Origin of the sequence: Diaphorobacter sp. LI3, assembly GCF_022807955.1 — a bacterium.
GTDB classification, from domain to species: domain Bacteria; phylum Pseudomonadota; class Gammaproteobacteria; order Burkholderiales; family Burkholderiaceae_C; genus Diaphorobacter; species Diaphorobacter nitroreducens.
This window is the reverse complement of the sequence record NZ_CP094346.1, coordinates 340,025-353,418: the sequence shown is the minus strand read 5'-3', so window position 1 is coordinate 353,418 and position 13,394 is coordinate 340,025. Positions and strand designations below refer to the sequence as shown.

Annotated in this window: 11 protein-coding genes; 6 read left to right on the top strand and 5 right to left on the bottom strand. The window is 70.2% G+C overall.

Going from position 1 to position 13,394, the window contains the following annotated elements:
- The first annotated feature begins 13 nt into the window (after window positions 1-13).
- The 3 genes from MRB47_RS01690 (at window position 14) to MRB47_RS01680 (ending at window position 5,290) form a co-directional block, all read left to right on the top strand.
- Entirely contained in the window at window positions 14-3,160 is a 3,147-nt protein-coding gene (locus MRB47_RS01690) for an efflux RND transporter permease subunit (RefSeq protein ID WP_252101727.1), read from the top strand.
- 24 nt (window positions 3,161-3,184) lie between these two features.
- Window positions 3,185-4,630: an efflux transporter outer membrane subunit gene (locus MRB47_RS01685; protein WP_252101726.1), complete on the top strand. Its 1,446-nt coding sequence runs from the start codon at window positions 3,185-3,187 to the stop codon at window positions 4,628-4,630.
- A gap of 120 nt (window positions 4,631-4,750) precedes the next feature.
- Window positions 4,751-5,290, top strand: coding sequence for a c-type cytochrome (locus tag MRB47_RS01680; protein ID WP_012655387.1), 540 nt, complete (start codon window positions 4,751-4,753; stop codon window positions 5,288-5,290).
- A 79-nt stretch (window positions 5,291-5,369) separates the two neighbouring features.
- Here MRB47_RS01680 and MRB47_RS01675 read toward each other — a convergent pair whose 3' ends face one another.
- The 3 genes from MRB47_RS01675 to MRB47_RS01665 form a co-directional block, all read right to left on the bottom strand.
- Window positions 5,370-5,909, bottom strand: a complete 540-nt coding sequence (locus tag MRB47_RS01675; protein WP_011803783.1) for a DUF2946 family protein — start codon at window positions 5,907-5,909, stop codon at window positions 5,370-5,372.
- Window positions 5,910-5,949: 40 nt separating this feature from the next.
- Window positions 5,950-6,954 (bottom strand): YheT family hydrolase, encoded by a 1,005-nt coding sequence (locus tag MRB47_RS01670; protein WP_252101725.1) that lies wholly within the window; start codon window positions 6,952-6,954, stop codon window positions 5,950-5,952.
- Window positions 6,955-7,025: 71 nt separating this feature from the next.
- Window positions 7,026-7,475, bottom strand: coding sequence for a YybH family protein (locus MRB47_RS01665; protein ID WP_011803781.1), 450 nt, complete (start codon window positions 7,473-7,475; stop codon window positions 7,026-7,028).
- Between the two features lie 144 nt (window positions 7,476-7,619).
- On the opposite strand from MRB47_RS01665, the gene MRB47_RS01660 reads away from it, so the two are divergent.
- From MRB47_RS01660 to MRB47_RS01650, 3 genes are read left to right on the top strand one after another with little or no spacing between them, the layout of a single operon-like run.
- Window positions 7,620-8,225, top strand: a complete 606-nt coding sequence (locus tag MRB47_RS01660) for a LemA family protein (protein WP_252101724.1) — start codon at window positions 7,620-7,622, stop codon at window positions 8,223-8,225.
- Window positions 8,226-8,246: 21 nt separating this feature from the next.
- Window positions 8,247-9,155: a TPM domain-containing protein gene (locus MRB47_RS01655; RefSeq protein ID WP_252101723.1), complete on the top strand. Its 909-nt coding sequence runs from the start codon at window positions 8,247-8,249 to the stop codon at window positions 9,153-9,155.
- Window positions 9,156-9,180: 25 nt separating this feature from the next.
- The gene (locus tag MRB47_RS01650) at window positions 9,181-9,732 is read left to right on the top strand and encodes a TPM domain-containing protein (RefSeq protein WP_252101722.1); all 552 of its coding nucleotides are present in this window, start codon (window positions 9,181-9,183) and stop codon (window positions 9,730-9,732) included.
- Between the two features lie 48 nt (window positions 9,733-9,780).
- Here the strand turns inward: MRB47_RS01650 and pdeM are convergent, their stop codons facing one another.
- A complete protein-coding gene (pdeM, locus tag MRB47_RS01645; RefSeq protein WP_252101721.1) occupies window positions 9,781-10,455 on the bottom strand; it encodes a ligase-associated DNA damage response endonuclease PdeM in 675 nt (224 codons plus the stop codon).
- Window positions 10,456-10,458: 3 nt separating this feature from the next.
- Entirely contained in the window at window positions 10,459-13,389 is a 2,931-nt protein-coding gene (locus MRB47_RS01640; protein ID WP_252101720.1) for a ligase-associated DNA damage response DEXH box helicase, read from the bottom strand.
- Window positions 13,390-13,394 lie beyond the last annotated feature (5 nt).

Here is a 13,394-nt window from a genome sequence, read left to right as displayed (position 1 = left end):
AGGAGCGCGGCACATGGCCAAGTTCTTCATCGAGCGCCCCATTTTCGCGTGGGTGATCGCTATCTTCATCATGGTGGTCGGCGCGGTCTCGATCACCCAGCTACCCATTGCGCAGTACCCGGCGGTGGCGCCTCCGACCATCCAGGTATCGGTGGCCTATCCCGGCGCCACCGCCCAGACCCTGGAGGACAGCGTGCTCGCCGTCATCGAACGCGAGATGAACGGCGCCACCGGTCTGGCCTACATGGAAACCACCAGCCAGGCGAACGGCACGGGCTCGATCGTGCTGAGCTTCGAACCGGGCACGAACGACGACCTGGCCCAGGTGGACGTGCAAAACCGCCTGTCGCGCGCCACCCCGCGCCTGCCAGCCGCGGTGACGCAGCAGGGCGTGCGCGTGGAAAAGTCGCGCTCCAACTTCCTGCTGTTTTCCATTCTCACGTCCGACAACCCCAACGTGAGCATCGAGGCACTCAACGACTATGCCGCGCGCAACGTGGTGCCTGAACTGCAGCGCCTGCCGGGTGTGGGCGGTGTGACGCAGTTCGGCTCCGAGCGTGCCATGCGCATCTGGATCGACCCGGTCAAGCTCAAGGGATTCAATCTCTCGCTCGACCAGGTCAATGCCGCGATCCGCGCCCAGAACGTGCAGGTGTCGGCCGGCAACCTGGGCGACCTGCCCGCCGCGGAAGGCCAGACCACCTCGGCCACCATCGTCGTCAAGGGGCAGCTGTCCACCGTGGAGCAGTTCGGCGACATCGTGCTGCGCGCCAACACCGACGGCTCCACCGTCCGCATGAAGGATGTGGCGCGCATCGAACTGGGCGCGCAAAGCTACAGCACCAGCGCGCGGCTGAACGGGTCGCCCTCGGTGGGCATGGGCGTGCAGCTCACCTCCACCGCCAACGCACTGGCCACGGCCGAAGCCGTGAAGACCAAGCTGGCCGACCTGCAGAAGTACTTTCCCGAAGGCGTGAAGTACGCGATTCCCTACGACACCTCCACCTTCATCTCGGTGTCCATCGAGAAAGTGGTCCACACGCTGCTGGAAGCCGTGGCGCTGGTGTTCCTGGTGATGTTCCTGTTCCTGCAGAACTTCCGCTACACCATCATCCCCACCATCGTGGTGCCGGTGGCGCTGCTGGGCACCTTCGGCGCCCTGCTGGCCATGGGCTTCTCGATCAACGTGTTGACCATGTTCGGCATGGTGCTGGTGATCGGCATCGTGGTGGACGACGCCATCGTGGTGGTGGAGAACGTGGAGCGCATCATGGCCGAGGAGGGACTGCCGCCCTTGCAGGCCACGCGCAAGGCCATGGGCCAGATTTCCGGCGCCATCGTGGGCGTGACTGTGGTGCTGATCTCGGTATTCGTGCCGCTGGCGTTCTTCGCGGGCTCCACCGGCAACATCTACCGCCAGTTCGCAGTCACCATGGGCACGTCGATTGCGTTCTCGGCCTTCCTGGCACTGTCGCTGACGCCCGCGCTGTGCGGCACGCTGCTCAAGCCCGTCGCGGAAGACCACCACGAGAAGAAAGGCTTCTTCGGCTGGTTCAACCGTGTCTTCAAGAGCACCACGCACCGCTATGAGTCGGGCCTGTCCCGCCTCGTGCGCCGCGGCGGCCGCATGCTGATCATCTACGCTGCGCTGATCGGTGCCGTGGGCATCGTGTACATGCGCCTGCCCACCTCCTTCCTGCCCAATGAAGACCAGGGCTACCTGATCGCCAACGTGCAACTGCCCGCCGGGGCATCGCTGGAGCGCACGCAGAGCGCACTGAGCGCGGTGGAGGACTTCGCCCTGAAGCAAACCGAGGTGAAGGACATCGTCACCGTGGCGGGCTTCTCGTTCTCCGGCCAGGGGCAGAACGCGGGCCTGGCGTTCATCACCCTCAAGGACTGGAGCGAGCGCCCCGGCGCCGCGCACTCCGCCGACGCCGTGGCCGGCCGCGCCATGGGCGCGCTGTCGGGCTTCCGCGATGCCTTCATCTTCGCGCTCAGCCCACCGCCGATTCCCGAGCTGGGCACGGCCTCGGGCTTCACGTTCCGACTGCAGGACCGCGGGTCCAAGGGCCACGACGCCCTGGTGGCGGCACGCAACCAGCTGCTGGGCATGGCGTCGCAGAGCAAGGTGCTCGCCGGCGTGCGCCCCGACGGCATGGAAGACGCACCCCAGATGCAGATCAACATCGACCGCGACAAGGCCAATGCCCTGGGCGTGTCGTTCGACAGCATCAGCAGCGCCCTGGGCACCGCCCTCGGCTCGTCTTATGTGAACGACTTCCCCAACCAGGGCCGGTTGCAGCGCGTGGTGGTGCAGGCCGATGCCTCGGCACGCATGCAGCCCGAGTCGGTGCTGGACCTGCCCGTGCTCAACAACAAGGGGCAGGTGGTGCCGCTGTCCACCTTCGCGTCCACGCAATGGATCAGCGGTGCCATGCAGACCGTGCGCTACAACGGCTATCCGGCGATGAAAATCGCCGGCAATGCGGCACCGGGCTTCAGTACCGGCGACGCCATGCAGGAGATGGAGCGCCTGTCCGCGCAGCTGCCCGAGGGCTTCGGCTTCGAATGGACGGGCCAGTCGCGCGAGGAAAAGCTCGCGGGCTCGCAGGCCATGGTGCTCTACGCGTTCTCGCTGCTGGCGGTGTTCCTCTGCCTGGCAGCGCTGTATGAGAGCTGGTCCATCCCGTTCTCGGTCCTGCTGGTGGTGCCGCTCGGCGTGCTGGGCGTGGTGCTGGCAACGCTGCTGCGCGGCATGTCCAACGACGTGTACTTCCAGATCGGCCTGGTGACCATCATCGGCCTGTCGGCGAAGAACGCCATCCTGATCATCGAATTTGCCAAGGACCTGCAGGCCTCGGGCAAGAGCGTGATTGAGGCAGCCCTGGAGGCGGCCCATCTGCGCTTTCGCCCCATCATCATGACGTCGCTGGCCTTCACGCTGGGCGTGGTGCCGCTGTTCCTCGCATCGGGCGCCAGCTCGGCGAGCCAGCGCGCCATCGGCACCGGGGTGATCGGCGGGATGATCACCGGCACGCTGCTGGCCGTGGTCTTCGTGCCCGTGTTCTTCGTGGTGGTTCGCAGCTTCTTCAAGGGCAGCCGCCGCCAGCAGGAGCATGACGCCCAGCAGGCACTCCAACACCGCGGCGAGGCCTGAGCCCCGCCGGCAGGAGAACAACCTATGCAATCGCACACCCTGAACCGCGCGCGCCCTGCGCGCGCCCTCTCTCCCCTGCTAGCCGCGGCGCTGGTGGCGGGCTGCAGCTTCATCCCGACCTACGAACGTCCTGCGGCCCCCGTGCCGCAGGCCTATCCGCTGGCGGGGGCCGAATCCACGACCTCCGCGCGGGCCGCGGCGGACATCGACTGGAAGGAATACTTCACCGACCCCCGCCTGCAGCGGCTGATCGGCATGGCCCTGGGCAACAACCGCGACCTGCGCGTGGCCATGCTCAATGTCGAGCAGGCGCGCGCGCAATTCCAGATCCAGCGCGCCAACCAGTTCCCCACGGTCAACGCCATCGCCAGCGGCACGCGCCAGCCCAGCGCGACCACGGGCAGCTACGCCAATCAGTTCCAGGTGGGTTTGGGCATCTCGGCCTGGGAGATCGACTTCTTCGGGCGCGTGGCGGCCCTCAAGGAGCAGGCCCTGGCCCAGTACCTGGCCACGGACGAGGCGCGCAAGTCGGCGCAGATCAGCCTGGTGGCAGCCGTGGCCTCGGGCTGGCTCACTCTGATGGCCGACGAGGAGCTGCTCGACATCTCGCGTCGCACGCTGGACACGCGCGATGAGTCGGTCAAGCTCACACGCCTGCGCCTGGAGAACGGCGTGAGCTCCGAGCTCGACAACCGCCAGGCCGAGAGCCTGGCCCAGGCCGCGCGCGCCACCTATGCGCAGCAGCAGCGCCAGCGCATGCTCGATGAAAACGCGCTGGTCCTGCTGCTGGGCCAGCCGCTGCCCGACGACATCCGTGCCAGCCTGCCCTCCTCGCGCCTGGCCGACGCCACGCCCATGCAGGCGCTGCCCGCGGGCCTGCCTTCCGACCTGCTGGTGCGCCGCCCGGACGTGCGCATGGCCGAGCAGCAGTTGATCGGCGCCAACGCCAACATCGGCGCGGCGCGCGCGGCGTTTTTCCCGCGCATCTCGCTCACCGCCCAGTTCGGCACCGTGAGCGATGAGCTGTCGGGGCTGTTCAAGAGCGGCTCGTGGGCGTTCTCTCTGGCGCCGCAACTGGCCCTGCCGATCTTCGATGCCGGCCGCAACCAGGCAGGGTTGGAGTCCGCGCGCGCGGGCCGCGAAATCGCCGTGGCCCAGTACGAGAAGTCCATCCAGACCGCGTTCCGCGAGGTGTCCGACGCCCTGGCCGGCCAGGCCACGCTGCAAGAGCAGGTCGACGCCCAGCGTGCCCAGGCGCAGGCGGATGCCAAACGCTTCGAGCTGTCGGACCTGCGCTATCGCAACGGCGTGGCCAGCTACCTGGACCTGCTGGATGCGCAGCGCTCGCTGTTCGCCACCGAGCAGTCGCTGGTGGTGACACGCCTGCAGCAACTGCAGAACCAGGTGACGCTCTACAAGGTGCTGGGCGGCGGCTGGACCGCTCCCGCCGAAGAGACCCCACGCTCCTGACATAGGTCACGACGCGCGCCTGCCCGTTTTTTCCCCAACGGGCGGGCGTGGAGCGCGCTCCTATAATCGAAAACTCTTTTCCCTTCAGCCCCCAGTACAACAGAATCACCAGAGGATCCCATGAGCGACACCCACGACGAAGCGCATACCGGACCGATCAAGAACCCCAAGCAACTCCTGGTCACCGTCATTTTTGCGTTTGTGCTCCCGGTGTTCGCCATCATCGGCCTGGTGCTGTTCGTCACGGCCGACAAGAAGCCTGCGGCCGGCTCCGCCAACCCCGAACTGGCCGTGGCCCAGCGCATCCAGAAGATTGGCAACGTCGAGGTGCGCGACGCCAACCGCCCGCTGCGCACTGGCGAAGCCGTCTTCCAGGGGCAGTGTGCCGCGTGCCACGCCACCGGCGCCGCGGGCGCGCCCAAGCTGGGCGACGCCGCCGCCTGGGCGCCGCGCATTGCCACGGGCTTCGAAGCCCTGGTGCAATCGGCCCTCAAGGGCAAGGGCGCCATGGCACCGCAGGGTGGCGGCGACTTCGACGACACCGAGATCGCGCGCGGCGTGGCCTACATGGCCAATGCCGCCGGCGCCAAGTTCGAGGAGCCCAACCGTCCCGGCGCCGAAGGCGGCGCGGCCGCTGCGAGCGCACCTGCCTCCAACTAAGGCACTTTTCGCCTCGTCACAAGCCGGCCGCGTGCCGGCTTGTTGTTTTCTGGACGGGGGGTTTCTACTGTGCGGCGCGTTACGCAGGCAGTGGGCCCGCAGCCGCCTGCGGGCTCGGCACAAAGCCGTAGGCACCGGGCAGGTCGGCCGCCAGCACCTCGCGTGGCGTCCAGCGGCCCTGATCGATCTGGCGCGCCAACGCCTCCACATCCAGGCTGTGCACCAGGCCCAGGCCGGCGGTGCAGGCCAGGTACACGCGGCCGGCCTCGTCCACCAGGCACTCATTCACCCGACCGGCCGGCCGGCCGGTGTGCGCCACGGGCTCGCCGTCGGCGCCCAGACGCCAGATCAGCGGTGTGGCCTCCAGTTCCACATAGACGCGCTGCGGTCCGTTCTGGAAGAACCAGCGGCCTTCACCATCCGCCTCATAGTTGCGGTGGATGAATTCGATCAGCTTGGCATGCTCCAGCCGCGTTCCGCGCGCCACGGCGAAGCCGCCCTGTAACTGCACGGCGTCATCGCGCAGGTACCAGTGGCCGCGCGCATCCAGCCCCAGCCAGCCGTAGCAGGCCGGCACGTTGGGCCATTTGGCGATGGCCTGCTTGACGATGTCATCCATGACAGCGATTGTGCGCCTCGTACGCGCCCCACGCAGGCATTCACCCCAGCGCCGCGTGGTCGGCCAGCCAGGCGGCCACGGCTTCGGGCAGGGAGCGCACATGGCCGGGCCAGCCGCCCTGGGCAAAGCCGACGTGGCCGCCATGCGCCGGCTGCCAGAGCGTGACAGCGGGTGCCACCTCACCGTCGCACGGCAGGCTGGCGCCGGGCACGAAGGGATCGTTGCGCGCATTGACCAGCAGCGCGGGCACGCGCACCGCAGGCAGCAGCGGCTTGGCCGACGCGCGGCGCCAGTAGTCCTCTGCATCGCGAAAGCCGTGCAGCGGCGCGGTGAAGAGGTCGTCAAAAGCATGCAGGTCGCGCGCGGCCAGCAGGGCCGCCCGGTCGAACAGGCCGGGGTACTGCGCCAGCTTGGCCAGCGCCTTGGGCACCATGGTGCGCAGGAACATGCGCGTGTACACCTGCCGGTTGAAGCCCCGTCCGATGGCGTGGCCGCCGGCCGCCAGGTCCAGCGGAGCGCACACGCTGGCGATGGCGTCCGCGCTGGCGAGCGCGCTGCCGCCCTGCTCGCCGGCCCAGCGCATCAGCGCATTGCCGCCCAGCGACACCCCCACGGCCAGCAGCGGCGCCCGCGCCCTACCGCCGGTCCGCTGCAACCCGGCCAGGCGCCGGAGGATCCAGTCGATCTCTTCATGGTCGCCCGAATGGTAGGCGCGCGGCGCGCGGTTGATCTCGCCGCTGCAGCCGCGAAAGTGCGGCACGGCAAAACCCCAGCCGCGCTCGCGGGCCACGCCGGCGAAGGCCTGCGCATAGTGGCTGCGCGACGAGCCTTCCAGTCCATGGAACAGCACCAGCAGCGGCGCGGGGGCCGCGCCCGCCGCGGCACACGGCCACAGGAAGTCCACGTCCACGAAATCGCCGTCGGGCGCCAGCCAGCGCTCGCGCACATAGGCCGGCGGCGGCCCCAGCGTGCGCCGCGCCCACAGCGCGGGCCAGATGGTCTGTGCATGGCCGCCGGGCAACCACCAAGGCGCTTCATATTTCATAGCTGGAAGCGCTTGATGGTATTGTGCTAGAGGCCCATTTGACCCATAAACCGCCCATCAAAGGCTTGGCATCAATGCAGCAGGTGCCCGGCGGGCGCAGCGCCCTCGGCCTCGTGCATGCCGGCGGCGCTGGCATGGTGCGCCACCAGGCGCCAGCCTTGCGGGGTCTTGTGGTAGACGTTGGTGGCCTGTACCACGGCCTCGCGCGGACCGTCGGGCAGCATCACACGCACATGTTCCAGCACGCTGTGCACGGCACTCGCCAGGGCCTGCACGCGCATCACCTGCGCGGGATGCACGTTGAGGCCGCCCTGCTGCAGCAAGGTGGCGAACGCCGCGCGGATGGCGGCGGGCCCCACGTGGCGCGCGGCGCCGGGGTGCACACAGACGATGTCGTCCTCGTCGGCCCAGCAGGCCATCACGCGCTCCACGTCGCCGGCTTGCAGGGCGTCGTAGAACGCGGCTTCCAGATCGTCGGGGGAACCGGCCAGGGCGGCCGCGCGCAGCGGGGTTCGGGGCATGGCGAAGTGTCGGTGGTTGCAACCCAGCCGCGTATTGTGCCGTTCGATGGCCCTGTCATTCGCCTGGCCGATGCATGCACAATGATCGGCATGCGCGGCGCCGTGCCGCCCGTCTTTCTTCTGCATTGCAAAGGCCTGTTCACCATGAAACGACTCATCGCCATGCTTGCCGCCGTGCTGGCCCTCTCGGGCTGCGGCTACAACGACTTCCAGCGCCTGGACGAGCAGTCCAAGGCCGCGTGGAGCGAAGTGCTCAACCAGTACCAGCGCCGCGCCGACCTGGTGCCCAACATCGTGGCCACCGTCAAGGGCGAGGCGGCATTCGAGCAGGAGACGCTGACCAAGGTAATCGAGGCGCGCGCCAAGGCCACCTCGATCCAGGTGACGCCCGAGACCCTCAACAACCCCGAGGCGTTCAACAAGTTCCAGCAGGCGCAGGGCGAGCTGTCCAACGCGCTGTCGCGCCTGATGGTGGTGGCCGAGCGTTACCCGCAGCTGCAGGCCAACCAGGCCTTCCGCGACCTGCGCGTGACGCTGGAGGGCACCGAGAACCGCATCACCGTGGCACGCAACCGCTACATCCAGACCGTGCAGGAGTACAACGTGCTCGCACGCAGCTTCCCCACCAACCTCACGGCCATGGTGTTCAGCTATGAACCCAAGCCCAGCTTCACGGTGGCAAACGAGGCCGAGATCTCTGCGCCGCCCAAGGTGGATTTCTCCAGCCCCGCACCCGCCTCCAAGCCCTGACATCGGGGTTGTAAGCAAAATATGCCGCTAGCGCTTGCCCTTCAAGCGCTGATAGCTATATTTTTTGTAGCTATCGGAGCCCTCCCCGCCACCGCGCAGCCGCTGCGCGCGGTGCCTGCGCTGCAGGCGCGCGTGATCGACCAGACCGGCACGCTGAACGACGCGCAGCGCCAGGGGCTGGAGGCGCGCCTGGCCGCCATCGAGCAGCAGCACGGCTCGCAGGTGGTGGTGCTGATGGTGCCCACCACCGCGCCCGAGGACATCGCCGCCTTCGCCAACCGCGTGGGCAACGCCTGGAAGATCGGCCGCAAGGACGTGGGCGATGGCGTGCTGGTGGTCGTGGCCAAGGACGACCGGCGCATGCGCATCGAGGTGGCCAAGGCGCTGGAAGGCGCCATACCCGACATCGCCGCCGCGCGCATCATCGACGGCGCGATGAAGCCACGCTTTCGCGAGGGCGACTTTGCCGGCGGGCTGGACGCCGCGGTGCAGCAGATCGGCGCGCGCATCGCAGGCGAAAACCTGCCCGCGCCGCAAAGCAGCCAGCAGGGCGACGGGCAGGCCCGCGGCGTGTCCGCGGGCTTTGACTGGACAGACCTGGCCGTCTTCCTCTTCTTCGGCGTGATGGTGGCGGGCCCCGTGGTGCGCCGCCTGTTCGGCCAGCGCCTGGGCGGCCTGGTGATGGGCGGCGGCGCTGGGTTCCTGGCCTTCATCGTCACCTCCAGCCTGCTGCTGGCGGGTGGCGCGGGGCTGCTGGCGCTGCTCTACACCTGGATCTTTGCGGGCCGCGGCGGCCCCGTGGTGTGGCACGGGGGCGGTGGCGGCTGGGGAGGCGGTCACGGCGGTGGCTGGGGCGGTGGAGGCGGTGGTGGATTCGGCTCGGGCGGCGGCGGAGACTTCGGCGGCGGCGGTGCATCGGGCGACTGGTAGGGCGGCAAGCACAGAGCGAAACACCATGGTCACACCCTCTTCATCCCCACCTTCCGGCGTGCTGGCGCGCCTGACGCGGCTGCTGCGGCACCGTTGGTCCGACGGCGGCCTGCACCAGGCCCTGCCACCCGAGGTGCTGGAGCGCCTGGGCCAGCGCGTGGCCGCCAGCGAGCGCCGCCACACCGGCCAGATCCGCATCTGCGTGGAAGGCGGCCTGCCGCTGTCGTACCTGTGGCGCGGCGCCACGGCGCGCGAGCGCGCGGTCACGCAGTTCGGCAAGCTGCGTGTGTGGGACACCGAACACAACAACGGCGTGCTCATCTACCTGATGCTGGCCGAGCATGCCATCGAGATCGTGGCCGACCGCGCTCTGGCGCGCCGCGTGCCCCCGGCGGCATGGCGCAGCATGGTGTCGCACATGGCCGAGGCTTTCCGCCAAGGCCGGTACGAGGACGGGCTGACCCAGGCGCTGAGCGAGGTCTCCGCGCTGCTCGTGGAGCACTTCCCGGCCACCGAGGGCGTGGACCGGCCGAACGAGCTGCCCGACGCCCCCGTCATCCCGGGCACGGTGGACTGAGTACCAGAGCACGCCTTGCGAGGCGGAACTCCCTTTTCGATCACTCCTTCAGGGCAGCGCCCAGACGCGCCCCGCCCCCACCGCGAAGCGCTGGCGCCCCGGCGCGGCGGGCACGGCATGGCCGCCGGTGAACTCGCCAAAAGCCGGCAACACCAGCAGGCCCGGCTCCGCCACGAAACAGGGCATGCGCAGCGCATCGCGCCCGCCGCCGTACAGCACGGCCGTGGGGTGCAGGTGCCCGGCCAGCACCCACTGCCCCGCGCGGTGCTGTGGATGGTGGCAGCAGGCAAAGGGCCCTTGCGACCAGGGCTCGTCCACGATGCGTGCGCCCAGCCACGCCGGTGGGTCGCCCGCGTGGCGGTCGTGGTTGCCGCGCACCAGCACCAGTTCCAGTGCCGCATGGTCCTCGCGCCAAGCGGCCAACGCGCGCAGCAACGCGGGCGCGTGGGCCTCGGCCGCATGCAGGAAGTCGCCGAGCACCACCAGGCGCTGCACGCCGGAGTGGCGCGCCAGCAACTGCGCCAGCCGATCCAGGTTGCCCCGCGTGGTGCCCGCGGGCACGGGCAGGCCGCGCGCGCGGAAGGTGGCGGCCTTGCCCAGGTGCAGGTCGGCCAGGCACAGCATGGCGCCCTCCGGCCACCACAGCGCGCGCTCGGGCAGCAGCCACACGGTGGTGCCGGCCAGGTCCACGGCCAGGTCGGCGGGCGGATCAGGCGCGTGCATGGGTCACAGGCGCGGCAACGGGCGCGAAGGTTTGCGCCCGCGGCGCGGGGAACGGCCCCGCGCCGCGGCCGGCGCGGCGCCCGTGCCCTCGGAGGCATCGGCAAAGTCCAGCGTGCCGCGCAGTGCGTCGGTGACGGCGGACGATGCTTCCTGCCGCGGTGGCGCGGCCGGGGGGGCGGCGCGCCGGCGGCGCGGCGGGTCAGGGGGCACGACGTCCTGCACCGGTGGGGCGGGTACGGGTTTGCGCGCGCTGGCGGCGGCTTCCATGTCGCCCAGCATGCGCGCGATGCGGTCGGCCAGCGCCTCGTTGCTGAGCTGCTCGCGAAAGCGCTCCACCATCAGCGGAAAGGCCAGCGGCCCGGGTCGCACGAGAGGCTGCACCATGAGCTGCTGCGCCTGCATGCGTGTGAGCGTCGCCAGCAGCTGTGCCACGTCCAGCTCCTGGCTCAGCACTTCCTGGTCGGCCTGGCGCAGCAGCAGGTTGCCCGCGTCATAACGCCGAAAGACCTCGAAGAACAACTGGGAAGACGCCTGCAGCTGGCGCGCACTGCGCTGCTCGCCCGGGTGGCTTTGAAAGATGAGCCCCGCCACGCGCGCAATCTCGCGAAAGCGCCGGCGCGCCATCTCGGTGGCGTTGAGGCTGGCCAGCACCTCGTGCAGCAACGCTGCGCGCGCGTCACGCTCTTGCGGCACCCCCTCGGGCGCCGTGGCGTTGGCAGTGTTGCGAATGGCCAGCGCCTCGTCGGGCGCCAGGCCGTGCGCCTGCCGGGCGGCCTGCGGCGCGGCGGCGTCGGTGCGCAGCAGGTCGGGCAGCAAGGCCGGCCAGTCGCGTTCTGTGGCGGACAGCAGCTCCAATCCATAGTCGTTCACCGCGATCGAGAAGGTGCCCGGCACCCCCTGGGCCGCGCGCCAGGCGAACAGGCTGGCCAGCCCGATGTGCGCATGCCGGCCGGCAAACGGGTAGAGGAACAGGTGCCAGCCCTCGCGCGTGTGCAGCGTCTCGGCCAGCAGCGTGCCCGGCGTGGGCAGGGCGGACCAGCGGCGCTGCACCTCCAGCAGCGGGCGCACGGCGCGCAGCTCGGGGCTGGCGTAGCGGCCCCGCCCCGCCTGCGCGAGCTGTTGCACCACGTAGTCGGCCAGCACGGTGGACAGCGGCATGCGCGAGCCGTTCCAGCGCGGCACCGTGGGCTGGCGCCCCGGCGCGCGCCGCACGAAGGCGGTCATCTCGCGCGTGCGCACCAGTTCCAGCACCTGCCCGGCGAACACGAAGCAGTCGCCCGGCGACAGCCGCGCGATGAAGCCCTCTTCCACCGCGCCCAGGCGAGCGCCCTGCAGAATCTGCACCTGCATGCTGGCATCGCTCACGATGGTGCCGATGTTGGCGCGGTGGCGGCGTGCCAGGCGCGCATCGGGCAGGCGCCACACACCGTTCTCGTCCGGCACGACACGGCGGTAGTCCGGGTAGGCCGCCAGGGCGCTGCCGCCACGCGCAACGAAATCCAGGCACCACTGCCACACGCCGCGCGGCAGCGTGCGGTACGCGGCCGTGCGGCGCACCTCGGCGTACAGCGCCTCGGGCTCGAAGCCCCCGCCCAGCGCCACCGTGGCCAGGTGCTGCACCAGCACGTCGACGGGCTGGTGCGGCGAGACGCGCTTTTCCACCCGTCCGGCATGCACCGCGGCGCGCGCGGCGGCGGCCTCCACCAACTCCAGGCTGTGCGTGGGCACCAGCGTGATGCGCGAGGGCCGCCCCGGCGCGTGGCCCGAGCGGCCGGCGCGCTGCAGCAGGCGCGCCACGCCCTTGGCCGAGCCGATCTGCAGCACGCGCTGCACCGGCAGAAAGTCCACACCCAGGTCCAGGCTGCTGGTGCAGACCACGGCGCGCAGGCTGCCGCTCTTGAGCCCCGCCTCCACCCATTCGCGCACACCGCGGTCCAGCGAGCCGTGGTGGATGGCGATCTGCCCCGCCCAGTCCGGCCGCGCGTCCAGCAGCGCCTGGTACCACTGCTCGGCCTGCGAGCGCACGTTGACGAACACCAGCGTGGTGCCGGGCGACTCCTCCAGCGCGCGCACCACCGCCGGCAGCATGGCCAGGCCCAGATGGCCGGCCCAGGTGAAGCGCTCGGGCCGCTCGGGCAGCAGGGTGTCCACCACCAGGCGCTTTTCCACGCGGCCGCGCACCAGCGTGCCGCCCTCCCGGCCCAGCAGCGTCTGCATGGCCTCGGGCAGGTTGCCCAGCGTGGCCGACATGCCCCAGACCAGGAGCCGCGGGTTCCAGCCCGCGAGCCGCGCCAGCGCCAACTGCACCTGCACGCCGCGTTTGTTGCCCAGTAGCTCGTGCCATTCATCCGCCACCACCAGGCGCACGCGGGCCAGTTGCTCGCGCGCGTCCGCGCGCGCCAGCAGCAGCGACAGGCTTTCGGGGGTGGTGACGAGCACCGTGGGCAGACGCCGCGCCTGGGCGCTGCGTTCGGCGCTGCCGGTATCGCCCGTACGTGCGCCCAGGCTCCAGCGCGCCAGGCCGGCATGCTGTGCGGCCAGGGCCTGCAGCGGCGCCGCCAGCGCACGCAGCGTGTCGGCGGCCAGCGCGCGCATGGGCGTGATCCACAGCACGGTGAGTGGTGCGGTCCGCGGTGCTGCTTCGTTATTTATAGCGTGTACCGCCGAATGGACGGGCGCTACAGGCCGTTTTGACTCCAAGTCCGCAAAGGCCTGCAGCGCCCCGAGCCACACCGCATAAGTCTTGCCGGCGCCCGTGGTGGCATGCAGCAGGCCCGAGCGTCCCTGCGCGATGGCGCGCCACACCTGGCGCTGGAAGGCGAATGGCGCCCAGCCGCGCGTGGCCAGCCAGCCGGTTGCGAGGGGGAAGCGCGGGGCGGTCACGGCACCCCCCGTTGCACCGCGCGGCCAAGGGATTGCCGCCGCGCGGGCCATGGCAT

Bases quoted from the DNA above. Each gene is read 5' to 3' on its own strand.
- MRB47_RS01690 (WP_252101727.1), top strand. From the start codon at position 14: ATGGCCAAGTTCTTCATCGAGCGCCCCATTTTCGCGTGGGTGATCGCT.
- MRB47_RS01685 (WP_252101726.1), top strand. From the start codon at position 3,185: ATGCAATCGCACACCCTGAACCGCGCGCGCCCTGCGCGCGCCCTCTCT.
- MRB47_RS01680 (WP_012655387.1), top strand. From the start codon at position 4,751: ATGAGCGACACCCACGACGAAGCGCATACCGGACCGATCAAGAACCCC.
- MRB47_RS01675 (WP_011803783.1), bottom strand. From the start codon at position 5,909: ATGGATGACATCGTCAAGCAGGCCATCGCCAAATGGCCCAACGTGCCG.
- MRB47_RS01670 (WP_252101725.1), bottom strand. From the start codon at position 6,954: ATGAAATATGAAGCGCCTTGGTGGTTGCCCGGCGGCCATGCACAGACC.
- MRB47_RS01665 (WP_011803781.1), bottom strand. From the start codon at position 7,475: ATGCCCCGAACCCCGCTGCGCGCGGCCGCCCTGGCCGGTTCCCCCGAC.
- MRB47_RS01660 (WP_252101724.1), top strand. From the start codon at position 7,620: ATGAAACGACTCATCGCCATGCTTGCCGCCGTGCTGGCCCTCTCGGGC.
- MRB47_RS01655 (WP_252101723.1), top strand. From the start codon at position 8,247: ATGCCGCTAGCGCTTGCCCTTCAAGCGCTGATAGCTATATTTTTTGTA.
- MRB47_RS01650 (WP_252101722.1), top strand. From the start codon at position 9,181: ATGGTCACACCCTCTTCATCCCCACCTTCCGGCGTGCTGGCGCGCCTG.
- pdeM (WP_252101721.1), bottom strand. From the start codon at position 10,455: ATGCACGCGCCTGATCCGCCCGCCGACCTGGCCGTGGACCTGGCCGGC.
- MRB47_RS01640 (WP_252101720.1), bottom strand. From the start codon at position 13,389: ATGGCCCGCGCGGCGGCAATCCCTTGGCCGCGCGGTGCAACGGGGGGT.